General features: G+C 53.0%; 22 protein-coding genes. 16 read left to right on the forward strand and 6 right to left on the reverse strand.

The annotated features are described in order from the left end of the window. Positions 1-39 precede the first annotated feature (39 nt). The 9 genes from rpe (at position 40) to VFA_RS19515 (ending at position 11,646) form a co-directional block, all read left to right on the forward strand. Positions 40-711 carry a ribulose-phosphate 3-epimerase gene (gene rpe, locus VFA_RS19475; RefSeq protein WP_004728573.1) on the forward strand — a complete coding sequence of 224 codons (672 nt, stop codon included), beginning with the start codon at positions 40-42 and terminating at the stop codon, positions 709-711. Between the two features lie 37 nt (positions 712-748). Continuing rightward, the gene (locus tag VFA_RS19480) at positions 749-1,429 is read left to right on the forward strand and encodes a phosphoglycolate phosphatase (RefSeq protein ID WP_004728574.1); all 681 of its coding nucleotides are present in this window, start codon (positions 749-751) and stop codon (positions 1,427-1,429) included. A 154-nt stretch (positions 1,430-1,583) separates the two neighbouring features. Beyond that, positions 1,584-2,600, forward strand: coding sequence for a tryptophan--tRNA ligase (gene trpS, locus VFA_RS19485; RefSeq protein WP_004728575.1), 1,017 nt, complete (start codon positions 1,584-1,586; stop codon positions 2,598-2,600). 307 nt (positions 2,601-2,907) lie between these two features. Further along, positions 2,908-5,541, forward strand: a complete 2,634-nt coding sequence (locus tag VFA_RS19490; protein WP_004728576.1) for an ExeM/NucH family extracellular endonuclease — start codon at positions 2,908-2,910, stop codon at positions 5,539-5,541. A gap of 292 nt (positions 5,542-5,833) precedes the next feature. After that, positions 5,834-6,412 carry an aminodeoxychorismate/anthranilate synthase component II gene (locus tag VFA_RS19495; RefSeq protein WP_004728577.1) on the forward strand — a complete coding sequence of 193 codons (579 nt, stop codon included), beginning with the start codon at positions 5,834-5,836 and terminating at the stop codon, positions 6,410-6,412. A gap of 432 nt (positions 6,413-6,844) precedes the next feature. Further along, a complete protein-coding gene (locus VFA_RS19500) occupies positions 6,845-8,056 on the forward strand; it encodes an aspartate aminotransferase family protein (RefSeq protein WP_004728578.1) in 1,212 nt (403 codons plus the stop codon). Between the two features lie 99 nt (positions 8,057-8,155). Continuing rightward, the gene (gene astA / locus VFA_RS19505) at positions 8,156-9,175 is read left to right on the forward strand and encodes an arginine N-succinyltransferase (RefSeq protein WP_004728579.1); all 1,020 of its coding nucleotides are present in this window, start codon (positions 8,156-8,158) and stop codon (positions 9,173-9,175) included. 33 nt (positions 9,176-9,208) lie between these two features. Next, positions 9,209-10,666 (forward strand): succinylglutamate-semialdehyde dehydrogenase, encoded by a 1,458-nt coding sequence (gene astD / locus VFA_RS19510; RefSeq protein ID WP_004728580.1) that lies wholly within the window; start codon positions 9,209-9,211, stop codon positions 10,664-10,666. Positions 10,667-10,851: 185 nt separating this feature from the next. After that, positions 10,852-11,646 carry a DUF1338 domain-containing protein gene (locus tag VFA_RS19515; protein ID WP_004728581.1) on the forward strand — a complete coding sequence of 265 codons (795 nt, stop codon included), beginning with the start codon at positions 10,852-10,854 and terminating at the stop codon, positions 11,644-11,646. An 82-nt stretch (positions 11,647-11,728) separates the two neighbouring features. Here VFA_RS19515 and crp read toward each other — a convergent pair whose 3' ends face one another. The 6 genes from crp to VFA_RS19545 form a co-directional block, all read right to left on the reverse strand. After that, positions 11,729-12,361, reverse strand: coding sequence for a cAMP-activated global transcriptional regulator CRP (gene crp / locus VFA_RS19520; protein WP_004728582.1), 633 nt, complete (start codon positions 12,359-12,361; stop codon positions 11,729-11,731). 242 nt (positions 12,362-12,603) lie between these two features. Continuing rightward, positions 12,604-13,473 (reverse strand): phosphoribulokinase, encoded by an 870-nt coding sequence (locus VFA_RS19525; protein ID WP_004728583.1) that lies wholly within the window; start codon positions 13,471-13,473, stop codon positions 12,604-12,606. A gap of 94 nt (positions 13,474-13,567) precedes the next feature. Next, complete coding sequence (locus VFA_RS19530) at positions 13,568-13,777, reverse strand: YheU family protein (RefSeq protein ID WP_004728584.1); 210 nt, start codon at positions 13,775-13,777, stop codon at positions 13,568-13,570. Positions 13,778-13,865: 88 nt separating this feature from the next. Next, positions 13,866-14,843: a hydrolase gene (locus VFA_RS19535; RefSeq protein WP_004728585.1), complete on the reverse strand. Its 978-nt coding sequence runs from the start codon at positions 14,841-14,843 to the stop codon at positions 13,866-13,868. 127 nt (positions 14,844-14,970) lie between these two features. After that, entirely contained in the window at positions 14,971-15,444 is a 474-nt protein-coding gene (locus VFA_RS19540; RefSeq protein ID WP_004728586.1) for a TIGR02444 family protein, read from the reverse strand. Then, positions 15,441-17,363, reverse strand: coding sequence for an ABC transporter ATP-binding protein (locus VFA_RS19545; protein WP_004728587.1), 1,923 nt, complete (start codon positions 17,361-17,363; stop codon positions 15,441-15,443). Before VFA_RS19545 ends, VFA_RS19540 begins: the two co-directional genes overlap by 4 nt. Positions 17,364-17,499: 136 nt before the next feature. Here VFA_RS19545 and kefG point away from each other — a divergent pair, with 136 nt between their 5' ends. From kefG to motX, 7 genes are all read left to right on the forward strand, one after another. Further along, positions 17,500-18,069 carry a glutathione-regulated potassium-efflux system ancillary protein KefG gene (gene kefG / locus VFA_RS19550; protein WP_004728588.1) on the forward strand — a complete coding sequence of 190 codons (570 nt, stop codon included), beginning with the start codon at positions 17,500-17,502 and terminating at the stop codon, positions 18,067-18,069. Position 18,070: 1 nt separating this feature from the next. Next, entirely contained in the window at positions 18,071-19,873 is a 1,803-nt protein-coding gene (gene kefB / locus VFA_RS19555) for a glutathione-regulated potassium-efflux system protein KefB (RefSeq protein WP_004728589.1), read from the forward strand. 13 nt (positions 19,874-19,886) lie between these two features. Next, positions 19,887-20,102 (forward strand): YheV family putative zinc ribbon protein, encoded by a 216-nt coding sequence (locus VFA_RS19560; RefSeq protein WP_004728590.1) that lies wholly within the window; start codon positions 19,887-19,889, stop codon positions 20,100-20,102. Between the two features lie 164 nt (positions 20,103-20,266). Next, positions 20,267-20,830, forward strand: a complete 564-nt coding sequence (slyD, locus tag VFA_RS19565; RefSeq protein ID WP_004728591.1) for a peptidylprolyl isomerase — start codon at positions 20,267-20,269, stop codon at positions 20,828-20,830. Positions 20,831-20,999: 169 nt separating this feature from the next. Beyond that, on the forward strand, positions 21,000-21,941 hold the full coding sequence (locus tag VFA_RS19570) for an isoaspartyl peptidase/L-asparaginase family protein (RefSeq protein WP_004728592.1): 942 nt from the start codon (positions 21,000-21,002) through the stop codon (positions 21,939-21,941). A 128-nt stretch (positions 21,942-22,069) separates the two neighbouring features. Beyond that, a complete protein-coding gene (locus tag VFA_RS19575) occupies positions 22,070-23,386 on the forward strand; it encodes an adenylosuccinate synthase (RefSeq protein WP_004728593.1) in 1,317 nt (438 codons plus the stop codon). A 226-nt stretch (positions 23,387-23,612) separates the two neighbouring features. Beyond that, entirely contained in the window at positions 23,613-24,248 is a 636-nt protein-coding gene (gene motX / locus VFA_RS19580; protein ID WP_014204354.1) for a flagellar protein MotX, read from the forward strand. The last annotated feature ends 12 nt before the right edge of the window (positions 24,249-24,260 follow it).

A 24,260-nucleotide genomic window follows, 5' to 3' on the forward strand; every position in this document is an offset into this window, starting at 1 on the left:
CAAACTGTTCACTCCATTCCATCGCCTAAGAGGTCAGGTATGAAAGATTTTCTCATTGCGCCATCCATTCTCTCTGCAGATTTTGCCCGTCTCGGGGAAGACGTCGAAAAAGTGCTCGCGGCGGGTGCCGACGTGGTTCACTTTGACGTGATGGACAACCACTACGTACCTAATCTGACGTTTGGCGCGCCGATTTGTAAAGCGCTGCGCGATTACGGCATTACCGCACCGATCGACGTGCACCTGATGGTCAAACCGGTCGATCGCATCATTCCTGATTTTGCCAAAGCGGGCGCCTCAATGATCACCTTCCACGTGGAAGCGTCGGAGCATGTGGATCGCACACTGCAACTGATCAAAGAGCACGGCTGCAAAGCGGGCGTGGTGCTCAACCCCGCAACATCACTCAGCCACCTTGATTACATCATGGACAAAGTCGATATGATTTTGCTGATGTCGGTCAACCCGGGCTTTGGCGGCCAGTCATTCATTCCGCACACGCTGGATAAACTGCGCGCAGTGCGCAAGCTGATTGACGACAGCGGCCGTGACATTCGTCTGGAAATCGACGGCGGTGTGAAAGTGGACAACATTCGCGAAATCGCAGCCGCTGGTGCGGATATGTTTGTTGCAGGCTCCGCGATTTTCGGTCAGCCCGATTACAAAGCGGTGATCGATGCGATGCGTGCCGAACTGGCGCACGTTGAATAACGCGATCCCATCATTTGAAAGCTTTAGGAAGATTGTTTTGAACCAAATTAAGTTGATCGCTTTTGATCTCGACGGCACGCTGCTCGACAGTGTGCCAGACTTGGCGGTTGCCGCCGATCAAGCGGTGCGCGCCATGGGATTCCCGGGCGTGACAGAACTGCAAGTGCGTGATTATGTCGGCAACGGTGCTGATGTGTTGATTGCGCGTTCATTAAGTCACAGCTTGACGATTGATCCGTCATTGAGCGACGAAGTGCGCAGCCAAGCGCGCGTGTTGTTTGATGAGTTTTATGAGCAAACCGGCCACAAACTGAGTCATTTGTACCCCAACGTGAAGGAGACGCTGGCGCAGCTGCACCGCGCGGGCTTTACGCTGGCGTTGGTGACCAACAAACCGTCGAAGTTTGTGCCGCACGTGTTGGCGCAACACGGCATTGATGGCTTTTTTACCGACGTGATTGGCGGTGATACCTTCCCGAATAAAAAACCGGATCCGATGGCACTCAACTGGCTGCTGGACAAACATCACCTCAGCGCCAGCGAAATGCTGATGGTCGGCGATTCTAAGAACGACATTCTGGCGGCGAAAAATGCCGGCTGTGCGTCGTTTGGTCTGACTTACGGATACAACCACGGTGAGCCTATCGCGGCATCTGAGCCGAATGTGGTCGCCGATAACATCGCGCAATTGCTCGATGTTGTGCTCGTTTCTGCGTAAAAGACGTCAATCTTCGCTGGCAAAATACTTGTTAATGAGTACACTGCTGGTTTGATGTTTTTCACATCAAAGCGCGCGCCACGTGGTCTGAGCGCGCTTTTTTCACAGATTTGTTCTGTCTTATCTCATATTAAGTAACAAGGAAATCATTCTCATGAGCAAACCCATTGTATTGAGTGGTGTTCAACCGTCAGGTGAACTAAGTATCGGTAACTACTTGGGTGCTCTCCGTCAATGGCAACAGATGCAAGACGATTATGACTGTCACTACTGTGTGGTAGATTTGCATGCGATCACGGTTCGTCAAGATCCGAAAGCGCTGCATGAAGCGACACTGGATGCATTGGCAATCTGTCTGGCCGTTGGTGTTGACCCGAAAAAGAGCACGCTATTTGTTCAGTCTCATGTACCAGAGCATGCTCAATTGGGTTGGGTTCTTAACTGTTACACCCAGATGGGCGAGCTGAGCCGCATGACTCAGTTTAAGGACAAATCAGCGCGTTACGCGAACGATGTGAACGCGGGTCTGTTTGATTACCCGGTGCTGATGGCTGCGGATATTTTGCTGTACGGTGCGCACCAAGTGCCCGTGGGCAGCGACCAGAAGCAGCACTTGGAGCTGGCGCGCGATATCGCCACCCGTTTCAACAACATCTACAGCCCAGAAACGCCTATCTTTGAAGTGCCAGAGCCGTACATTCCAACTGTGAATGCGCGTGTGATGAGCCTGCAAGATGCGACCAAGAAGATGTCGAAGTCGGATGACAACCGCAAGAACGTGATCACGTTGCTGGAAGATCCGAAGTCGATCATCAAGAAGATCAACAAAGCCCAGACAGACACAGACACGCCGCCACGTATCGCACACGATGTTGAAGCGAAAGCGGGTATCTCGAACCTGATGGGCCTGTACGCTGCGGCGACCGGTAAAACGTTTGCCGAGATTGAAGCGCAATATGCAGGCGTGGAAATGTACGGTCCGTTTAAGAAAGACGTTGGTGAAGCGCTGGTGGCGATGCTCGAACCCGTTCAAGCCGAATACCACCGCGTGCGCGCAGATCGCGCCTACCTCGACAGCGTGATGCGTGATGGTGCAGAAAAAGCCTCAGCGCGTGCGCTACAAACGCTGAAGAAAGTGTTTGATGCTGTCGGTTTTGTCGCTCGTCCGTAAACGTTCTCCGAATGTAAAAAGCCCCGGCATGGTCCGGGGCTTTTTTATGCCTGAAGAAATCGCTTTGTAATCAATGTTTAATCTAATGTTCATTTAAGTTTTTACGTTAACTGTTGAAACTTTGCACTGGGTTCAAACATTGGTTTTGAGAATGCGAGATATGTCTCGATATGCATAGTGAATGGTTTGTATTTGCAAACAAAAGCACAACACTGGTTGATGTTTTTAACCGTGTTGCACTGCTGAGTGTGACATATCGCACTTTACTCCATACCCAGATTACATCGTAGGGATGACGAGGCTAATCATGCATACCCAACCCACTTTTTCAGTTTCTTTTTCGGCATTGGCGCTGGCCATTGCTGCGGGACTCAGTGCGCCAGTACGCGCGGAGATTGTGCTGTCGCAATACGTTGAGGGCAGCAGTTACAACAAAGCGATCGAGATCGCCAACACGGGCGACGTGTCGGTCAGCCTGGATGGCTACGTGCTGGCCATGTCGACCAACGGCAGTGGCAGCTGGGATAAAGCCTTTCCGCTGAGCGGCCAAGTGATCGCCGCACACGATGTGTTGGTGCTGTCCAACTCTGGCGCGAACAGTGACATTCAGGCGGTCACCGATATCAGCAACAACAGCGTGATTAATTTTAACGGCAACGATCCTGTGGCGCTGCTTAACAGCGATGGTGCCGTGCATGATGTCATTGGCGAGATGGGCGGCGCCGATTTCGGGAAAGACCGCACGCTGGTGCGCCAAGCCGATGCGCTGACGCCATCGGCGGTGTATCAACCACAACAGTGGATGGTGTGGGATGCCAATGTCATCGACGGTTTGGGGTCGCTTGATACAGCGCTGCCTCAGGCGTTCACTTGTGCTCAGGATGGCAACGAGCCAACCTTTACCGCCATTCAGGATATTCAGGGCGAGGGCGATACATCACCGTTGATCAATGGTTATCCGTACATCACCGACGACGAATACACGGTGAAAGGGGTGGTCAGTGCGGTGACGGGCGGACTGACCAAAGGGTTCTATCTGCAAGCGTTGGACGATGACCACAATCCGTTGACATCAGAAGGGCTGTTTGTGTTGACCGGTCAGTCGTCGAGCGATCTTCAGCCGGGGGATGTCGTGTGTACCCGCGGTAAAGTGCAGGAGTACTACAATCTGACCCAACTGAAAGTGGAGAACAATCAGTGGGAAAAATTGTCCGAACAAGCCGCACCAACCGCGCACGAGGTCACTATGTTAGGCAGCGACGAGCACTTTGCCCAAACCATGGAACGCTACGAAGGCATGTTGGTGACGCTGCCGAAAGCGCTGGATATGCGTGTCACCCGCACCTTTGGTTACGATTACGATGCGCGCCGCAACAATATGGTGCTCGCCCAAGGGCGTGTGAACATGCAGCCGAACCAGCTGTTCCCGGCAGGCTCCGAACCCGCTCAGCAACAGAGCATCGACAACGCTCAGCGCCGACTGTTTGTGGAATCGGATGCCAAAGCGGGTGATGGTCAGATCCCTTATTACCCGCAATTTGGCCGCAGCGATATCGATCAGGATGGCTCAACGGAAGACTACATTCGTGTGGATGATACGCTGTTCGATGTGGAAGGCGTGGTGACCTACAGCTACGGCGAATACCGTCTGGTGGTGGCCAACACCATCAGTCAGGACAATCTGGTCCACAACGATCCGCGTACCGCCAAACCGAAGATGTACGAAGGGGATTTGCGCATCGCGTCGTTTAACGTCCTCAACTATTTCAATTCCCCTTATGGGGGAGACGCGAATCAGCACGGTGATAACCGCGGTGCCAGTAACTTGACTGAGTTCTCGATGCAGCAGGCGAAGATCGTCAATGCGATTTTGCGTCTGGATGCGGACATCGTCGGCTTGATGGAAATTGAGAACAACGGTTTTGGTGATGGTGCGGCGATTCGCCAGCTGGTCGATCAGCTCAACGAACGTATCGATGACAAGAAAAAACGTTACCAGTTTGTGGCCGTGGATTCGAATCAGGATGGTCAGACCGATGAGAAAGATTCGGTTGGCAGCGACGCGATCACCACGGGCGTGATTTATCGTGACAAAGTGGTCAAACTGCTGCAAAGCCGAGTGATCCCAATGCCAAGTCAGCAAGCACCTGAAGTGCTGAATGAGGAAGGCAAAGTGATTGAAGATGGTAAGAACTACCAGCGTGATACGCTGGCGCCGACCTTTAAAGTCAAAGGCGGGAACGAGACCATCACCGTTGCAGTCAATCACCTTAAATCCAAAGGTTCAGCCTGCTGGGAAGATGCGGCGCCAGTCAGTGAAGGTGGGCAGGGCGGCGCGGATGCCGATCTGCAGGGTTCGTGTGAGAACTTCCGTGTTGCCGGAGCGGTGGCACTGGGGGAAGCGTTGGCGAAAATCGACGGTCACAAAGTGATTCTTGGCGACATGAACTCGTACGGTAAGGAAGATCCGATGCTGGTTCTGACGGACTACACGCCAGAGAAATACGGCAAAGTCATTCAAGCAGCGCGCAATACCGTGATTGGTGAACAACCCCAGTTTGGCGATGACGGCGCGGTGATCACGCAAGGCTTCGGTTATCTGAGTGCGATGGAACTGGCGCACAAAGACAACAGCTGGAGCTACTCGTACAACGACGAAGTGGGCGCGCTCGATCACCTGTTGGTCAGCGACAGTCTGAAGCTGCGTGTCGTCGATGCCATGGATTGGCACATCAACGGCGGTGAGTCGACGCTGTTTGACTACAACGATGAATACAAAGGCGATCTGCCGAAATATGCGGACCATTTCCGCGCTTCTGACCATGATCCTGCCGTGGTTGAACTCAATATCTACGGCGGTTCATTCAGCGTGGCAGGGCTGGCCTTGCTGCTTGGGTTAGGTGGGTGGCGTTGCCAATCTGGCCGCCGAGCATCCGCGTAATGTGCTGAGTCATACCTCGGGGCATATACCTCGAAATATCGCCACAGCATGAACATGCCCGCTGTATGAATATTCGGGTACGGCACGTTGGCAATAATTACGGGGGAGCATGGCTCCCCCGATTTGTTGGCGCCCTTAATGTGTTCGCCTGCAATTTGCTCGCCCACGACACGCGTACGCGCTCCCGATGGCAAGTCAGCTCGGCTGAAAACAAAATAAACCGCTTTATTGATTGAATCTGGCGCGCTGGTTTGTAGAATGCGAGGCATTCTTGTCTCACGCTGGCGACGTTATGCTTCTGATCATCGATAACTACGACTCTTTTACTTACAACCTCTACCAGTATTTTTGCGAACTGGGTGCCGAGGTCAAAGTGGTGCGTAATGATGAAATCACGTTGGCGCAAATAGAAGCGCTGGCGCCCAGTCACCTGGTGATTTCTCCGGGGCCGTGTACGCCAAATGAAGCGGGCATTTCACTGGCGGCGATTGCGCATTTTGCCGGCCGGCTGCCAATTCTGGGGGTGTGTCTTGGTCATCAGGCGATTGCACAGGTGTTCGGGGGTGAAGTGGTACGCGCCCGTCAGGTGATGCACGGCAAAACTTCCCCGGTGCGTCATACCGGGCGCAGCGTGTTTGCCGGGCTGAATAACCCACTCACTGTCACGCGTTACCATTCGCTGGTGGTGAAAAACGGCACGCTTCCCGATTGCTTTGAGCTGACGGCGTGGACGGAACTACCGGATGGCACGCCGGACGAGATCATGGGCTATCAGCATAAAACTCTGCCTATTGATGCAGTGCAGTTCCACCCGGAATCGATCAAAACCGAACAAGGTCATGAACTGCTGGCCAATTTCCTGCGTCGATAACCTCTCATCCCTGTTCTCCTGTGCGCTACCGCCGAGGATGCGGCAGGGCGGGCTGTACAATTTTTCCTGATCGCGATCACTATTCTTAACATTTTCGTCATCAAAATTTCCTTTTTTCTACATTGAAAATTTATTCGCCGCAGATCCTGCCAATCCCTTGCTATGCCTTATTCAACCAAGGTGCGAACAGGGTTTTTTCAGCCATAATGAAAAAGTGCTTCATAAAAGTGTTTACTTGGTGCATAAATAATCATGAGTGGTGAAGATTGTGAGCTGAATCGACTGGCTGAAAGAATAAATCACTATTGAACTGGTTAATAATTTGTAAATACAATGCTGCATCAGCTGATATGCAATACAAAATCTTATTGACGAGGTTTTGTGAAAGGACGGCCTTTCTGCTAGGCATGCGGTATCGAGAAGGAATGTGCAATGACAGTGGAAACTAAAGTAGAACGCGGTTTGTTTGATGAGGTGATGGTGCCTTGTTACAACCCGATGGAATTCATCCCGGTGAAGGGACAGGGCTCACGTGTGTGGGATCAGCAGGGCAACGAGTATATCGATTTTGCCGGTGGCATCGCGGTGAGCTGTTTAGGGCATTGTCACCCTGCGATGGTGAACGCACTGACGGAGCAAGGTAACAAGCTGTGGCACCTCAGTAACGTGATGACCAACGAGCCGGCACTGCGTCTGGCAAAGAAACTGACGGAAGTCAGCTTTGCGGAAAAAGTGTTCTTTGCCAACTCAGGCGCGGAAGCGAACGAAGCGGCACTGAAACTGGCACGTCGCTACGCGGCCGATGTGCACGGCCCTGAAAAATCAGAAATCATCGCTTTCAAACAAGGTTTCCACGGCCGTACGTTCTTTACCGTGACTGTGGGTGGCCAAGCGGCTTACTCTGACGGTTTTGGTCCCAAACCGGGGGATGTGACGCATCTGCCATACAACGATGTGGCAGCGCTGCAAGCACATATGTCTGACCGCACTTGCGCGGTGATGATGGAGCCGCTGCAAGGTGAAGGCGGTATTGTTTCGCCTACGCCAGAATTTGTTCAGGCAGTGCGTGAGCTGTGTGACAAACACAATGCGCTGCTGATTTTTGATGAAGTGCAAACCGGGAACGGTCGTACCGGTCACTTCTACGCTTACCAAGGCATTGGCGTGACGCCAGACATCCTGAGCACCGCCAAATCACTGGGCGGCGGTTTCCCTATCGGCGCCATGCTGACCACATCGAAACTGGCAGAGCACATGAAAGTGGGCGTGCATGGTTCGACTTACGGCGGTAACCCGCTGGCTTGTGCGGTCGCAGAAGCTGTTGTGGATGTGGTGAGCAAGCCAGAAACATTGGCGGGCGTCAAAGAGCGTGAAGCGCTGTTCCGTGAAGGTTTGGCGAAAATCAATGCCAAGTACAACCTGTTTGAAGAAATTCGTGGCAAAGGCCTGCTGTTAGGTGCGGCGCTGAACGACGAGTGGCAAGGCCGCGCGCGTGATGTGTTGGTTGCCTGTGGTAAACAAGGGCTGATGCTGCTGGTGGCTGGTGCGAACGTGGTTCGTATGACCCCATCCTTGATCATCACCAAAGAAGAAATCGAAGAAGGTTTCGCACGACTAGATAAAGCGATTGCGACCCTAGTTTAAGCGAGCCCGTGCGCCATACCAAACCCATCGGATGGGGGCGGTATGGCGGCGTTATCAGGTCGAAGCATTTAGACCTGTTTGCATCTGGAGGGAGTATTGATGCTAGTTGTTCGCCCTATTGCAATTTCAGACTACGACGCGCTGCACACCTGCGCAGTGGAATCGGGTCATGGATTCACCTCATTGCCGGTTAACGAAGAACTGTTGACCAATCGCATTAAACATTCCGAATACAGCTTTACCAAACCCGACGTCAACCAGCCGGGCGATGAGGGCTACCTGATGGTTGGCTTTGATTCCGACAGCGGTGAAGTCGCCGGGACTACCGGCATCGAAGCGTCCGTGGGCTGGGATATTCCGTTTTACTCCTATCACATCAGCACCATTGTGCATGCCTCGCCAAAACTGGGCGTCAACAATGTGGTTAAGTTGCTGACGTTTGGAAACAACTACACCGGTTGTTCGGAAATCTGCACGCTGTTTTTGCGCCCGCCGTTTCGCGAGGGACTCAACGGACGCCTGATGTCGAAATGCCGCTTTCTGATGATGGCCGAGCATCCACATCGATTCTCGCAAACCATTTTTGCGGAGATGCGCGGTGTATCGGACGAAGATGGTAACTCACCATTTTGGCAATGGTTGCAAGAGCACTTTTTCTCCATCGACTTCACCATGGCGGATTACCTGACCGGCATCGGCAAGAAAGGCTTTATCGCCGACTTGATGCCAAAGCTGCCGATTTACATCAACCTGCTGAGCAAAGAAGCGCAGGCGGTGATTGGTCAGGTGCATGAGAAAACCCGCCCGGCGCTGAAGTTGCTGGAAAAAGAGGGCTTTACCTGTCGTAACTACGTCGACATTTTCGATGCGGGCCCGTCTGTGGAATGCGACCTGCGCAACATTGAATCGGTGCGCGACTCGGTGCGCGCCAAGGTGGAGATCGCCGAGCATTCCAGCTCGCAGGATTTCCTGATGTGTAATACCTCATTTGAACATTTCCGCGCGACGGCGGCGAAAGCAGCCTATAACCGTGAGCGGGGAACCGTGATTATTGCGCCGAACGTGGCAGCCGCGCTGCAAGTCGACCAAGGCGACTTCTTGCGCATCCTAGCGCAATAATCTGCGCACAGTAACGAATTGAAGGACAAGACAATGACTCAGTGGATTGCCGGTCAATGGGTGGCTGGTCAGGGGGAACACCTCACCTCTTTAAGCCCATACAACAACGAAATCGTCTGGCAGGGCGACAGTGCCACGCCCGCTCAGGTTGAAGATGCCGTGAAAGCCGCGCGCACTGCGTTTGTTGCGTGGAAGAAACTGCCATTCGCGGCACGCGAAAAAGTGGTGCTGGCGTTTGCTGAAAAGGTTAAAGCCAACGCCGAAGCCATTGCGGAAGTGATTGCCAAAGAAACCGGCAAACCGATTTGGGAAACGCGCACCGAAGCCGCCGCCATGGCTGGCAAGATTGCGATCTCGATTCGAGCCTACCATGACCGTACCGGTGAAAGCGTGCGTGAAGCGGCGGGCAACCAAATTGTGCTGCGTCATCGTCCGCTGGGCGTGATGGCGGTCTTTGGGCCGTACAATTTCCCGGGCCACCTGCCAAACGGTCACATCGTACCTGCGCTGCTGGCAGGCAACACTGTGGTCTTCAAACCATCGGAACAAACCCCGTGGACGGGAGAAGTAGCGATGAAACTATGGGAAGAAGCGGGCTTGCCGAAAGGCGTACTGAACCTGGTACAAGGCGGTAAAGAGACCGGCATTGCACTCGCGCAGTCAAAAGGTATCGATGGTTTGCTATTTACTGGCAGCGCCAATACGGGGCATCTGCTGCACCGTCAGTTCGCAGGACAACCCGGTAAGATGCTGGCACTGGAAATGGGCGGCAACAACCCGATGGTGATCTCCGATCAATATGGTGATTTGGATGCCACCGTGTATACCATCATTCAATCGGCCTTCATCAGTGCCGGTCAGCGTTGCACCTGTGCACGCCGCTTGTACGTACCACACGGCGATAAGGGCGATGCGCTGATCACGCGTCTGGTGGAAGCGACTCAGAAACTGCGCATCGACCAACCTTTTGCAGAGCCTGCACCGTTTATGGGGCCACAAATTTCCAAAGCGGCCGCGGACGTGATTCTCAATGCGCAGGCAAACTTACAGTCGCTGGGCGGTGAAATTTTGTTGGAAGCGCGCGGTCTGCAAGCGGCGTTTGTCACGCCGGGCATCATCGATGTCACGCCGATTGCCGAGCTACCAGATGACGAATACTTTGGCCCGCTACTACAAGTGGTGCGTTACGAAACGCTAGCCGAGGCGGTTGAACTGGCTAATGACACCCAGTTTGGTTTGTCGGCGGGTCTGGTCACCACTGATGACCGCGAGTGGGAATACTTTGTGGACCACATTCGCGCTGGCATTGTGAACCGCAACCGTCAGCTGACGGGCGCAAGTGGCGATGCGCCATTTGGTGGCCCGGGCGCGTCGGGCAACCTACGTCCAAGCGCGTTCTACGCCGCGGACTACTGCGCGTATCCGATGGCGTCGATGGAAGGTTCGGCCACTGAATTGCCAGCCACGTTGAGTCCGGGTATCGAACTGTAATTGATGATTTAGCTTACGTCACAGGCTGAAGGCTACCCGGTCCTTCTCGGGCTTCGGATCGGGTAGCCACTTTTTACCAGAACAACAATAAATCGGTATCGTCGCCCCAAGTCGTGAGTGGTCACTTGGGCAACAGAATTTAATCACCCAGGTTGCTTGCAGAGCAGCGCAGACAAGGAGGCGTTATGACGCCAGCAGTTCTTTTTGAATCCCTATGGAATGACTACATTCGACGCCTTTGTCCGTCGGCCGACAAGGTGCATCAACTGCTTCAGGAAGACGAAGTGTTGATCAACGACCACATCGCCCTGCGCACCTTTAATATCGCGCCGTTGGGGCTGGAAACACTGGCTAAACCGTTTCTGGCATTGGGCTACACGCCGTGCGGTGATTACGTGTTTGAGAGCAAAAAGCTGGTGGCAAAACATTTTGAGCATCCAGACCCGCTGCAACCGAAAGTTTTCATCAGTGAACTGAAAGTGGAAGCGTGCTCGCTTGAGCTGCAATCGATTGTGGCGAAGTTGGCGGCGCAAGTGGATGTGACGCAACTTCAGCACCCGGCATTCCTCTACGGTGGCCGCTTGTGGGATCTGAGTTACGCGGATTATCTGCAACTGGCGAAAGAGAGCGAATACGCGGCTTGGTTGGCTGCACATGGTTACGGCGCTAACCACTTTACCGTGAGCGTGAATCAATTGAAGGCGCTGGATGAAGTGAAACAGGTGAACGATCACCTACGCAGCGCAGGCTTTACTATCAATGAATCTGGCGGTGAAGTGAAGGGTTCACCCGACGTGTTGCTCGAGCAGTCATCGACCATGGCAGATAAAGTGCCAGTGAGTTTCCTTGAAGGCAGCGAGATCATTCCGGGGGGCTTTTATGAGTTTGCCAAGCGTTACCCCATGGCCAATGGTGAACTCTACACCGGGTTTGTCGCGGCATCAGCCGATAAGATTTTTGAAAGTACCGACAGCAAATAACCACGGCACGTTGACCGCAATCGACACAAATAAAAAGCCACCGCGAAGGTGGCTTTTCTGTGCAATGCTGTTGCGACGTCGATTAACGAGTGCCGTACACCACGATGGTTTTACCGTGTGCAGAAATCAGGTTCTGCTCTTCCAGCATCTTCAGGATGCGGCCCACGGTTTCACGTGAACAGCCAACGATTTGACCAATCTCTTGACGAGTGATCTTAATCTGCATGCCGTCTGGGTGAGTCATCGCGTCGGGTTGTTTCGCCAAGTTCAGTAGGGTCTGTGCAATACGACCGGTTACGTCTAAGAACGCCAAGTCACCCACTTTTTGGCTGGTCACTTGCAGACGGCGAGCCATCTGACCAGACAGGCGCATCAGGATGTCCGGGTTAACCTGAATCAGCTGACGGAATTTCTTAAATGAAATTTCCGCTACTTCACAAGGAGATTTTGCACGAACCCAGGCAGTACGCTCCTGACCTTCTTCAAACAAGCCAAGCTCACCGATGAAGTCACCTTGGTTGAGGTAAGACAGAATCATCTCCTTACCTTCTTCATCTTTGATCAGTACCGCAACAGAACCTTTGACGATGTAGTACAACGTTTCTGCTTTCTCGCCCGCGTGAATCAGCGTGCTTTTTGAAGGGTACTTATGAATGTGACAATGTGAAAGAAACCACTCTAGTGTTGGGTCGGTTTGAGGTTTACCTAGAACCATAATATCTCACTTCCTCTGCAGGGTACGCTTGCTGCTATCCATATTTTAGCGAAGCCTTATTTTGGATTCTCTAGAATAAGAGGACTTTCTTGTTGCTGCAAGTTATCTTGTGTTTCGGTATGGAATAGTATCCTTTTTCCCAAACGATTTCTTGATTTTAATCGTGTCGGGGGACGGATAAACTACGCAAAATTGTGCACATGATCACGGTATGAAAAGTAATCGACACAGTGACGGTATGATTAGCCAATTTTCCCTGACTCTATCAGCTGTTGCAGGAGAGGTCTGACGATCAGCTCCATGGCAAAGCCCATTTTCCCCCCCGGTACCACAATGGTGTTGTGGCGCGACATGAACGAGCCATCAATCATCGCCAGCAAGTAGGGGTAGTCGACGTTTTTAATGCCGCGCAGGCGAATGACGACAAAGCTTTCATCCAAACTGGGAATGCCTTTCGCATTGAGCGGGTTGGAAGTATCGACGGTGGGGACGCGCTGAAAGTTGATGTGGGTGCGAGAAAATTGCGGCGTGATGTAATTGAGGTAATCGTCCATCGAGCGCACGATCGAATCCATCACCGCTTCCCGAGAATGGCCGCGATCGCGCGTGTCACGCACGTATTTTTGAATCCATTCCAAGTTCACAATCGGCACCATGCCAATCAGAAAATCGACGTGTTGTGCGACGTTGACTTCGCCATCGACCACCCCGCCGTGCAGCCCTTCGTAAAACAGCACATCGGAGTTTTCTGGCAACTGCTGCCAAGGCGTAAAGGTGCCCGGCATCTGATTGTACGGCACGGCCTCGTCAAAGGAGTGAAGATAGCGTCTGACCTGACCGGTGCCTGATTTTCCAAACTGACGGAAGAAGTCTTCCAGCGCGGTAAAGTCGTTGGCTTGCGGCCCAAAATAGCTGATGTGGCGACCTTGCTCGCGCGCTTTGCGAATCTCGACGTCCATCTCTGGGCGAGTAAAGCGGTGAAAGCTATCGCCTTCCACCCACGCGGGTTTGATGTCCATCATATTGAACATCTTGCGAAATGCTTCTGAGGTCGTGGTTGTGCCGGCGCCCGACGAACCGGTGACGGCGATAATAGGGTGTTTCGCTGACATGACAAACCTTGTCTCTGAGTCCATAAAATCGGGCTGTTTCAACACAGCCCAAGTCGAATCACTATAGCACGGAAAAGATGACTGTCGTCATCCGTTAGCGTTGATTGACTTTGATATCAACGGTTTCATGTAATTCTGAATAGACGATCACGGCCTCGCCAGACTGCAATTGCGCCTTCACTTGATCGACTTTTTCTTGCAGCGAAATCTCGACTTCGCCGTAATCGGTGCCTTCGCGTAACACGAATTCACGAATCAGACTGTCGAGTGTATCCGGCGCGATTTGCTGCCACGGAACGATCATAAATACCTCTTGCTTTTATGTTCGTGGTTGAATGCCCAAGTATAACGCCTTCGAGGGAAGGCGTCAGTGCCAAGCGAGTCAGTGCAGATTAGATGCTGTCGCGCAGGCTCGCGTAGTAAGCGGGCAGGGATTGTTCGAGCCAGAAGGTCGGTTTGAGTAGCGAGCCACTAAGGAAGCCCACATGGCCGCCTTGATCAAACAAGCGATAATCGATGTTTTCCGGCAGGACAAATTTGGGGATCACGGCATCGGTCATGAACGGATCGTCTTTGGCGTGGATGATCTGAGTCGGCACGCGAATGTCTTTGAGTTTGTGGATGCCTGAGCAGCGCTGATAGTAATCCTGCGCGTCTTTGAATCCGTGCAGGGGCGCGGTGATCAAATCATCAAACTCTTGCAAGCGCGTGACGCGTTTGATGTTGTGATACGACAGCCCCAATTCACCTTTCAGCAACTGATGTTTGCGCAGCGCATTTTGTTTGAGCGACGAGAGCAAATAGGTGCGATAGAGTTTGGAAAATCCGTGTTCGATACGCTCCGAACAGGCGGCGAGATCCAGCGGCGCAGAGACCACGGTTGCGGCACTAACGATGGGATCGTGGTTGAACTCGGCCAGATAGTTGACCAGCATATTGCCGCCGAGCGAAATGCCGACCGCAATCATGGGTTGCGAGGGAAATTGCTCGCGCAAGGTTTCCAAGACAAAGCGCGCATCTTGCACTTCACCGGAATGGTACGCGCGCGCCAAATGGTTGGGTTTGCCGCTGCAACCGCGAAAATGCATCATCACCGACAGCCAGCCGTCGCGAGCAAACGCGTGCATCAAGCCATTGGCATACGGGCTGTAGAAACAGCCTTCCAAGCCGTGAAATAGCACAAATAGCGGCTTATTTTGCGCATCGGCATGGTGCGGGTCTTCACTCCAAGCGAGATCGAGAAAGTCGCCGTCCGGCGTATCGAGGGTTTGCCACACCGGTTCAAACAGCGCTTTTTTTCGAATGAAACGCGGAAACAGCGTTTGCAAATGCGGGTTTTTCAAGCCGGTTGCGGCCACAAACTGGGTCATAATTCAAACCAATACCGAATGATTGAATGAGTATATACCCAAGTTACCTCAGATGAGTCGATTCGGCGAGTGGTGGTGACATTTTGTGAAGCGCTGCCCCAAATGAGAGGGATAGCCGATGATGAGATTAATAGCTGGGTGGCACGGGCTTCATAAACACGGCCGCCAGATGTTCTGCGCCCAGTTGGCGGCAGTAGCGTAGTGTGAGCGCTTCGCCGTGGCTATTTTCTAAGGTGAGGTGGTTGATGCAGTCGACCAAATCTGCTTGCTGCTGCTTTTCGAGTTGCAGTTCAAATTGCAGCGCTTCGCGGTAGAGCGTATCGGGCAGATGGGTTTTCATCTTACGGCGCATCTCGCGGTAACTGTGCAGCAGGGTTTCTGAGCGACTAAGGCAGTCGATCACCTGCTGCCATTCATTTTCGATCGGCGTGACTTGCTGCTCGTCGAGGTATTTGAGCAGGAGCAGCAAGTTGACGTTGCCGTTGAAGTTGTTTTGCAAGCTTAAGCACGCCTCTTTCACCTCGCGCACGCTGTAATACTGCAAACTGAATTGCCATAGTCGTTCCAACGTGAGGGGGATTCTGACGTGCTCGTGGCTCATTGACTGTTGAACTCCTGTTCCATCTCTTCCAAGACTTCCTGCTCTGCCATCCAGTCCATTTCAATGGTTTCGAGTTCGGACTTGGCGTTGGCCTGCGTGGCGAGTACTTGTGTAAGTTTAGCTTTATTTTCTGCGTCATACAGTGAGGCATCGGACAATTGTTCCTCTGCTTCAGCGATCATGGCGTTCAACTTATCCATTTTCGTTTCCAACTGTGTCAGCTTTTTGCGAATTGGCGCAGTCTGCTTACGAAAATCGGCTTCACGGCGTTTTTGCTCTTTCTTCGCCGCAGCGCTGTTGGTGTTGTCTTTGGCCGGGGCTTGCGCTTGCGTCTCTTTGCGCTGCGCTTTTTGCTGATCGGTCAGCCACTTGTAGTAATCAGTTAGGTCACCATCAAATGGTGCCACTTGGTGATCGTGCACGAGGTAAAGATCATCGGTGGTCGCGCGCAGCAGATAGCGGTCGTGACTGACGATCACCATGGCGCCTTCATAGCTTTGCAGCGCAAGCGTGAGTGCTTGACGCATGTCGAGATCCAAGTGGTTGGTCGGTTCGTCGAGCAAGAGCAGGTTCGGCTTTTGCCACACCAGCAGCGCCAGCACCAAACGCGCTTTTTCGCCGCCGGAAAACGGGCCGACTTTATCCAGCGCTTTGTCGCCGTGGAAGCCAAAACTGCCCAGATAGTTACGCAGTTCGAGTTCGTTTTTGTCAGGCGCAATCTGCATCATGTGTTGCAGCGGCGTCTCTTCCGGATGCAGCGTTTCCAACTGATGCTGGGCAAAGTAACCAATTTTTACGCCTTGCGAATAGGTGAAGTCGCCGCCTTGCTGTTTCAGTTCACCGGACAGCAGTTTGATCAGCGTGGATTTACCCGCGCCGTTTCGTCCCAGCAAACCGATGCGGCTGCCCGGTACCAGGTTGAGGCGAATTTTTTCTAGGATCAGGCGCTCGCCGTAGCCTGCGCTGACATCATCCATCATCAAAATGGGGTTCGGCAGTGCCGATGGCTCACGAAACTCAAAGCTGAAGGGGTTATCAAACTGCGCTGGCAGCACTTTCTCCATGCGTTCCAGGGCTTTGATGCGGCTCTGCGCTTGACGGGCTTTGGACGCTTTGTAGCGGAAGCGGTCGATGTAGCTTTGCATGTGCGACATCTGCTTTTGTTGCTTCTGGAACATGGCTTGCTGTTGCAGCATCTTCTGCGCGCGTTGGGTTTCAAACGATGAGTAGTTGCCGGTGTATTCGTTGAGTTTTTCGTTCTCGATGTGAATGATGCGACCGACGATCGGATCGAGGAAGTCGCGGTCGTGCGAGATGAGGATCAGCGTGCCCGGATAGCTCTGCAGCCAGCGTTCAAGCCACATCACTGCGTCCAAATCCAAGTGGTTGGTCGGTTCATCCAGCAGCAGTAAATCGGAGCGACAGATCAGCGCTTGTGCGAGGTTGAGGCGCATTCGCCACCCACCGGAGAACTGAGTCAGGCTCCAGCTCATCTGCTCTTGAGAAAAGCCCAGACCATCGAGCAGCTCAGCAGCGCGCGCGCGAATGCTGTAGCCGCCAATGGTGTCGATGTGGCCGTGCAGTTCGGCCACTTTGTTGCCGTTGTCTGCGCGCTCCGCGTCTGCCAGTTGGCGTTCCAAGTCGCGGTATTCACGATCGCCGTCAATGACGTATTCCAGTGCGCTGCGCTCCAAAGCTGGCGTTTCTTGCGCCACCCAAGCCAGCTCCCACTGCGCCGGTTTGCTGAACGAGCCGGCATCAATGCTCAGTTCGTCTTTCAGCAAGGCGAACAGGGTGGATTTACCGCAGCCGTTTTTCCCCACCAAGCCGACTTTGTCGCCGGGTTGAATGGTTGCCGAAGCCTGATCGAGCAGTGGTTTGCCACCGCGCAGTAACTGAATGTCAGAGAAGGTAATCATAAAAATATCGTCTGTTTTGGCCTTTAATTTTTTCGCTCGGAATAGTAGGGGGAATAAGGATAAATGTCGATCATTATGCAAATTGGGTTATGATGAGAAGTCACGTATTGTTAACAAAACGGAGTGTCGTCAAGGAATGACAAACGCTGAAACGTGCCCATCCAATAAGCCCAGCGTGCTGGTGATCTACGCGCATCCCGAGCCGGATCATTCGGTCGCCAATCAGGTGATGATCAAAAAGATCGCCGCGCTGGAGCATGTGTCGATCCTCGATCTGTACGCCACCTATCCCGATTTCTTCATCGATGTCCATGCTGAGCACCAACGGGTGTTGCAGTACGACGTGATTGTATTTCAGCACCCGCTGTACATGTATTCCTGCCCGGCCTTGTTAAAAGAGTGGATTGACCGCGTGCTCGGCAAAGGCTTTGCGTTTGGTAATGAGAGTGCGATGAAAGACAAAGTGTGGCGCAGCGTGGTGACGGCTGGCGGCCATCAAGATGCCTTCACCTCCGATGGCTACAACCGCTACACCATGCGTGAAATTCTCCAGCCATTTGAGCTGACGGCGGCGCTGTGTCGCATGCAGTGGGTGGAACCCTTGGTGCTGTACTGGGCGCGCAATGTCAGTGACGTCGAGCGTTATCAACACGCGGAAGCGTACTTCGACTGGTTGCAAAACCCACTCCCGGGTGGAGGGCGATAACATGGCCTCGTTAACGGGCGATTTTCTACAAAGCGGCGTGGTGTTTCTCACCGCGGCGGTGGTGGCGGTGCCGCTGGCGCAGCGGATGGGTTTGGGGTCTGTGATCGGTTACTTGCTGGCGGGCGTGGCTATCGGTCCGTGGGGACTGGGGCTGATTAGCGATGTGAATGCCATTTTGCACTTCGCCGAATTTGGGGTGGTGCTGCTGCTGTTTTTGATCGGTTTAGAATTGAATCCGAAAAAATTGTGGCAGATGCGCGGGCCGATTTTAGGGCTGGGCGGCGCGCAAGTGCTGGTGACCGGGGCGGTGCTGGCGAGCATTGCTTACCTGCTAGGGTTCAATTGGCAAAGCTGTTTGGTGATCGGCATGGGCTTGGCGCTGTCATCGACGGCGATTGCGCTGCGCGTGATTGAAGAGCAAGGTTGGTCGCGCAGTGAAACCGGCCAATCTGGATTTGCGGTGTTGCTGTTTCAGGACATCGCGGTGATCCCGATGCTCGCGCTGATGCCGGTGCTGGCCGGAAACACCGGCGGGAACTGGCTTGATGGCGTGTGGATGCTGTGCGGCATTGTGGGGCTGCTGGTCGGCGGCCATTATCTGCTCAGTCCGTTGTTTCGATATATTGTACTCAGTGGTGTGCGTGAGCTGTTCACCGTCGCTGCGTTGCTGCTGGTGATCGGCATTGCGCTGCTGATGCAAAATCTGGGGTTGTCGATGGCGCTCGGCACCTTCCTTGCGGGCGTCCTGCTGGCGGAGAGCGAATTTCGCCATGAACTGGAAATCGCGATTGAGCCGTTCAAAGGGCTGCTGCTGGGCTTATTTTTTATCGCGGTCGGCATGGCGGTCGATCTCGGCTTATTGGCACTGATGCCAGTGCAGATCGTGCTGGCGGTGATCGGCTTGGTGGTGGTCAAAGGGTTGATCCTGTACGTGTTGGCACGCTTGTCGGGCACCCGCGCGAAAGCGCGCAGCAGCATGGCGGCGATCCTCAGCCAGGGCGGTGAATTTGCGTTTGTGATTTTCACGGCGGCCAGTAGCGAGGGGTTGTTGCACAGCGAACAAGTCTCCTTCTTGCTGGTGGTGGTGAGCTTATCCATGGTGACCACTCCGCTGCTTCTGACGGCGCAGCGCAAATGGTTTGCGCGCAATCTTAATGTGTCTGGCGATGACAAGTTGGCCAGCGATATCGTGAATAAAGAACCGCGGGTGATCATTGCCGGATTTGGCCGCTTTGGCCAAATTGTGGGTCGTCTGATGTACGCCAATAAGATTAAAATCACCGTGCTGGAGAGCGATCCCAGCCAAATTAAACTGCTGCGTAAATATGGCTACAAAGTGTTTTATGGCGATGCCACGCATCTTGAACTGCTGCGTGCGGCGGGAGCCGATGAAGCCGAAGCCATCGTGATTTGTACCGACGCGCCGGATGAAGTGATGAAAATCGTCGAATTGTGCCAACATCACTTCCCGCGCATGAAAATTCTTGCGCGTGCTCGCAGCCGCGTAGAAGCGCACCAACTGCTCAATCATGGTGTGGAACGCTATTCGCGCGAGATGTTCCTCGGGGCGTTGGATTTAGGCCGCCAAGCTCTGGTGACGCTGGGCATGCATCCGTATGAAGCCAAACGCGCGGAAGCGCATTTTCGCCGCTTGGATAGTGCGATGCTCAAAGAGTTGCTGCCACAACACAATGAAGACAAGCGATTGACCTTGCGGGCCAGAGAAGCGCGCAAAGAGTTGGAAGAAATTTTTGGCCGCGAGATGGACAACGATCGTCAATCGCGCGGCTATTGGGAAAAGTAACAGGACCAAGAACGTGAACAACAATCAACTAAAATCAAAAAAACGCTTTATCGCCGGGGCGAGCTGCCCAAGCTGCAAGGCGCAGGACACTCTGCGCTGGTGGATTGAGAACAATATCGAGCTGGTGGAGTGTGTGGAGTGTGACTACCACGAGCAGCGCAAACCGAAATCGGTGGAAAGCAGCGACCATGGCAGCGAGCAGATGATCGGTATTTTTAAACCGGAATAATGCGCTGTCTGCCCCGTGATTCACGGGATTGAACAGCAGTTCGATGCCAAGGTGGTCACAGATGGCTTGAGGTGACTGGGGGATTACTCCATAATATTGCCCATCTCAGTCGCCAGTTCGCTGGCACGAATTGAGTATTGAATACACAACTCCTTGGAGCCGTTATGAAAATTGAAAAGAACGTGGTTGTAAGCCTTGCCTACCAAGTCAAACTGGAAGATGGCATCGTGGTTGACCAATCAACAGTGGAAGCCCCACTGGATTACCTGCATGGTCACAACAACCTGATCATTGGTCTTGAGCGTGAACTGGAAGGCAAAGTTGCCGGCGATAAATTCACTGCAACCATCGCACCAGAAGACGCATACGGCGAACACAGCGATGAGCTCGTTCAGCGCGTACCAGCAGACGTTTTCCAAGGCGTGGATCAAATCGAAGTGGGCATGCGTTTCTTGGCCGATACTGACCAAGGTCCAATCCCTGTCGAAATCACTGAAGTTGATGGTGACGAAGTTGTGGTTGATGGTAACCACATGCTGGCTGGCCACACACTGACATTCGAATGTGAAGTGGTTGCAATGCGTGAAGCGACTGAAGATGAGATCGCGCACGGTCACATCCACCAAGCACACGATCACGACCATGAAGGTGGTTGCTGTGGCGGTCATGACCACGATCACGGCCATGACCACGAAGGCGGCTGCTGCGGCGGCGGTCACTGCCACTAAGTTGCAGTGACAAGCGACTTCGGCCGGGGTGAATCTCTTGGCTGAAGCAAGAGACAAAAAGCGCGAATCGAGCGATCGGTTGGCGCTTTTTTTATGCGCGCCAGTTGAGATGCGGTATGTTAGATACATCAGGCTGATGAATTGGCCATTTGACGGTAAGGAATCGAACATGTCTCAACCTATTGCGATTGCCATTCACGGCGGCGCGGGCACCATTTTACGAGCGCAGATGAGCGATGAACTCAAGCAGGGGATTGTCGCGGCGCTGGAGCAGTCGGTGCGCGCTGGTCATCAGCTGTTAGTTCAAGGGGGCGATGCGCTCGATGCCGTGGTGGCAGCGGTAAGGGTGTTGGAAGACTCGCCGTACTTCAATGCGGGCAAAGGCTCGGTGCTGACACACCAAGAGATGGTTGAAATGGATGCGTCGGTCATGCATGGCTTGCACATGGATGCCGGTGCGGTGGCGGGAGTGCGCCACATTCGTAATCCAGTTGAACTCGCGCGTGATGTGATGCGTCACAGCGACCATGTGTTGCTGATCGGCGATGGGGCGGAGGCGTTTGCGTTTGGCCAAGGTTACGACTATACCGAACAGGATTACTTTTTCACTGAACGCCGTTATGAGCAGTTGCAAGCGATGAAAGCCAAAGGGCTGTTTGCGCTGTCGGAGTCCAAATATCCGGATGATAAGAAATTTGGCACCGTGGGCGCGGTGGCGCTCGATCAGCACGGTAACTTAGCAGCGGCAACCAGTACCGGCGGCATCACCAACAAGAAATTTGGCCGCGTGGGCGATTCTGCACTGATAGGCGCGGGCACGGTGGCAGAAAATGGCAATGTGGCCGTCTCGACCACCGGCATGGGCGAATTCTTTATTCGCAAAATGGTCGCGGGCGATGTGGCAGCGCGCATGCGGTACTTGAAAGAGGATGTTCACACCGCCAGTGAACAGGTGATTCAGGGCGAGCTCAAAACCTTAGGCGGTGAAGGGGGCTTGATCGCCTTGGATGCCTCCGGCGAGATTCATTTTGCCATGAACAGCAGCGGTATGTATCGCGCAAGCATTGACACACAAGGGGATTTGCTCGTCAAAATTTATGCAGACGAGTGAGTGTTTTTTCACGAAAAAATGGATTCTATCCGTCTTTTTCGCATGGTATTTACATGCTTAAAAAATGACTGCAACGATCTAAATTCGATGCTAGAATCCATTTTTAACTAGCAACAGAACTTGGAAAGATGGGAAATAACGTAGTCGTTCTTGGCACCCAATGGGGTGACGAAGGGAAAGGTAAAATCGTAGACCTTTTAACTGAAGATGCAAAATACGTGGTTCGCTACCAAGGCGGTCACAACGCAGGTCACACGCTCGTAATCGACGGTGAGAAAACCGTTCTTCACCTGATTCCATCAGGTATCCTTCGCAACAACGTGAAATGCATTATCGGTAACGGTGTTGTACTTTCACCTGATGCACTTATCAAAGAAATGACTGGTCTAGAAGACCGCGGTGTTCCTGTGAAAGAGCGTCTTTTCATTTCTGAAGCTTGTCCTCTAATTCTTCCTTATCACATTGCTTTGGACCAAGCGCGCGAAGCGGCGCGTGGTAATAAGGCGATTGGTACAACGGGTCGTGGTATCGGTCCAGCTTACGAAGACAAAGTGGCACGTCGTGGTCTGCGCGTTGGCGACCTATTTGACCGTGCAGCATTCGCTGAGAAACTTAAAGAAGTCATGGCGCTCCATAACTTCCAGCTAGAACACTTCTACAAAGTTGAACCTGTAAGCTACGAAGACGTACTTGAGCAAGCCATGGGTTATGCCGACCTGCTGACTTCTATGGTGATTGACGTGACAGACGAGCTGGATGCAGCACGTAAGCGCGGCGATAAGATCATGTTCGAAGGTGCACAAGGCACACTGCTGGACATCGACCACGGTACTTACCCATACGTGACTTCTTCTAACACCACAGCAGGTGGCGTTGCAGCAGGTTCTGGTTTTGGTCCTCGTCACTTGGGTTACATTCTGGGTATCGCGAAAGCGTACTGTACTCGTGTGGGTGCAGGTCCATTCCCAACTGAACTTTACGATGGTAAAGAGAAGCAAGATCCAATCGGTAAGCATTTGGGTACTGTCGGTGCTGAATTTGGTGCGACAACGGGTCGTCTGCGTCGTACCGGTTGGTTCGATGCGGTTGCGATGCGTCGTGCCATTCAAATCAACTCAATTACCGGTTTCTGTATGACGAAACTAGACGTCTTAGACGGCCTAGAAGAAATCAAGATCTGTACCGGTTACCAAATGGCGGACGGTTCTGTACTTGAAGTGTCGCCAATGGCTGCTGATGCGTACGAACACGTTACTCCAATCTACGAAACCATGCCGGGTTGGTCTGAAAAAACATTCGGTGCTAAATCGATTGATGCGTTGCCTCAAACGGCACTGGATTACATCAAACGTATCGAAGAGCTGACTGGCGTACCTGTAGACATCATCTCAACCGGTCCAGACCGTAACGAAACCATCATCAAAGTACACCCATTTAGCGTGTAATTTTGCGTTTCTGAACATCAAAAGCCGACTGACTCAGTCGGCTTTTTTTATGTCTGTTGTGCATTGGTTTTGCTGTGATTTTGTGCGCTGGTGGCAAAAAATTGCCGCTGCTAGGCAAGTTTTCATTAAAGCGTGGCGCCAAATGGCCGATAAAGGAATCAGACCGAGCCAGCGCGGACGACGCGCTATACTGTTATGGCTATCGGAGTCAACGAAGAGTGCAGGTATGAAGCTACGTACGGTAGCTGCTTCTTTAGTGTTCGCATTGCATTCGGCTTTTAGTTACGCCAACGTGACCGAAGTCGGAGAACCCGTGCCGATCTATTCAGAAGCAGAGCTGATTAAATTAATTGCAGAAAACAAACACCTTGAGCGTGTGAAAGCAGACAATTGCCAGTTGGTGGAAGACATTGTTGCGCGTGCCACGCGTATCAACTTGCCGTCGTACGAGTTTCTGTATGGCGACATGCTGGCGTGGGGCGTGTGTGTGAACCAAGACGTGGAGCTGGGGCTTTACTACATGGAGAACGCGGCGCATCAAGGCCTGCCGGAAGCGCTGGAGCAGCTTGGGCGTTATTATTCGCGTGGCACCTTGGTGCAACAAGATAAAGAGCGCGCGATCCCTTATCTGCGAGAAGCGGCCGCCATGGGCAACTTGAATGCGCGAATTCAGCTGGCCGAACTGCTGCTGCGTGATTACGGTAGCCCGCTGGATTACGAAGATGCTTATCGTTGGCTGTATAACTCCGTGACTGCCGACAAACGCACGCATAACCGCATTGCGATTTTGCGCCAAGGTTTGGAGCAACGCATGCCGGAAAACATCATCGCGCGCGCTAAGCGTCGCGGCACCTTTTGGTAACGGGCACTCATA

It is taken from the genome of Vibrio furnissii CIP 102972 (assembly GCF_000176175.1).
Classification (GTDB): Bacteria; Pseudomonadota; Gammaproteobacteria; order Enterobacterales; family Vibrionaceae; genus Vibrio; species Vibrio furnissii.

Excerpts from the sequence above, each read along its gene's own strand:
- crp (WP_004728582.1), bottom strand. The coding sequence starts at position 12,361 with ATGGTTCTAGGTAAACCTCAAACCGACCCAACACTAGAGTGGTTTCTT.
- kefG (WP_004728588.1), top strand. The coding sequence starts at position 17,500 with ATGACAAACGCTGAAACGTGCCCATCCAATAAGCCCAGCGTGCTGGTG.
- astD (WP_004728580.1), top strand. The coding sequence starts at position 9,209 with ATGACTCAGTGGATTGCCGGTCAATGGGTGGCTGGTCAGGGGGAACAC.
- rpe (WP_004728573.1), top strand. The coding sequence starts at position 40 with ATGAAAGATTTTCTCATTGCGCCATCCATTCTCTCTGCAGATTTTGCC.
- VFA_RS19495 (WP_004728577.1), top strand. The coding sequence starts at position 5,834 with ATGCTTCTGATCATCGATAACTACGACTCTTTTACTTACAACCTCTAC.
- trpS (WP_004728575.1), top strand. The coding sequence starts at position 1,584 with ATGAGCAAACCCATTGTATTGAGTGGTGTTCAACCGTCAGGTGAACTA.
- VFA_RS19545 (WP_004728587.1), bottom strand. The coding sequence starts at position 17,363 with ATGATTACCTTCTCTGACATTCAGTTACTGCGCGGTGGCAAACCACTG.
- VFA_RS19575 (WP_004728593.1), top strand. The coding sequence starts at position 22,070 with ATGGGAAATAACGTAGTCGTTCTTGGCACCCAATGGGGTGACGAAGGG.
- VFA_RS19515 (WP_004728581.1), top strand. The coding sequence starts at position 10,852 with ATGACGCCAGCAGTTCTTTTTGAATCCCTATGGAATGACTACATTCGA.
- VFA_RS19570 (WP_004728592.1), top strand. The coding sequence starts at position 21,000 with ATGTCTCAACCTATTGCGATTGCCATTCACGGCGGCGCGGGCACCATT.
- VFA_RS19540 (WP_004728586.1), bottom strand. The coding sequence starts at position 15,444 with ATGAGCCACGAGCACGTCAGAATCCCCCTCACGTTGGAACGACTATGG.
- astA (WP_004728579.1), top strand. The coding sequence starts at position 8,156 with ATGCTAGTTGTTCGCCCTATTGCAATTTCAGACTACGACGCGCTGCAC.
- VFA_RS19490 (WP_004728576.1), top strand. The coding sequence starts at position 2,908 with ATGCATACCCAACCCACTTTTTCAGTTTCTTTTTCGGCATTGGCGCTG.
- VFA_RS19535 (WP_004728585.1), bottom strand. The coding sequence starts at position 14,843 with ATGACCCAGTTTGTGGCCGCAACCGGCTTGAAAAACCCGCATTTGCAA.
- VFA_RS19530 (WP_004728584.1), bottom strand. The coding sequence starts at position 13,777 with ATGATCGTTCCGTGGCAGCAAATCGCGCCGGATACACTCGACAGTCTG.
- VFA_RS19525 (WP_004728583.1), bottom strand. The coding sequence starts at position 13,473 with ATGTCAGCGAAACACCCTATTATCGCCGTCACCGGTTCGTCGGGCGCC.
- kefB (WP_004728589.1), top strand. The coding sequence starts at position 18,071 with ATGGCCTCGTTAACGGGCGATTTTCTACAAAGCGGCGTGGTGTTTCTC.
- VFA_RS19500 (WP_004728578.1), top strand. The coding sequence starts at position 6,845 with ATGACAGTGGAAACTAAAGTAGAACGCGGTTTGTTTGATGAGGTGATG.
- motX (WP_014204354.1), top strand. The coding sequence starts at position 23,613 with ATGAAGCTACGTACGGTAGCTGCTTCTTTAGTGTTCGCATTGCATTCG.
- slyD (WP_004728591.1), top strand. The coding sequence starts at position 20,267 with ATGAAAATTGAAAAGAACGTGGTTGTAAGCCTTGCCTACCAAGTCAAA.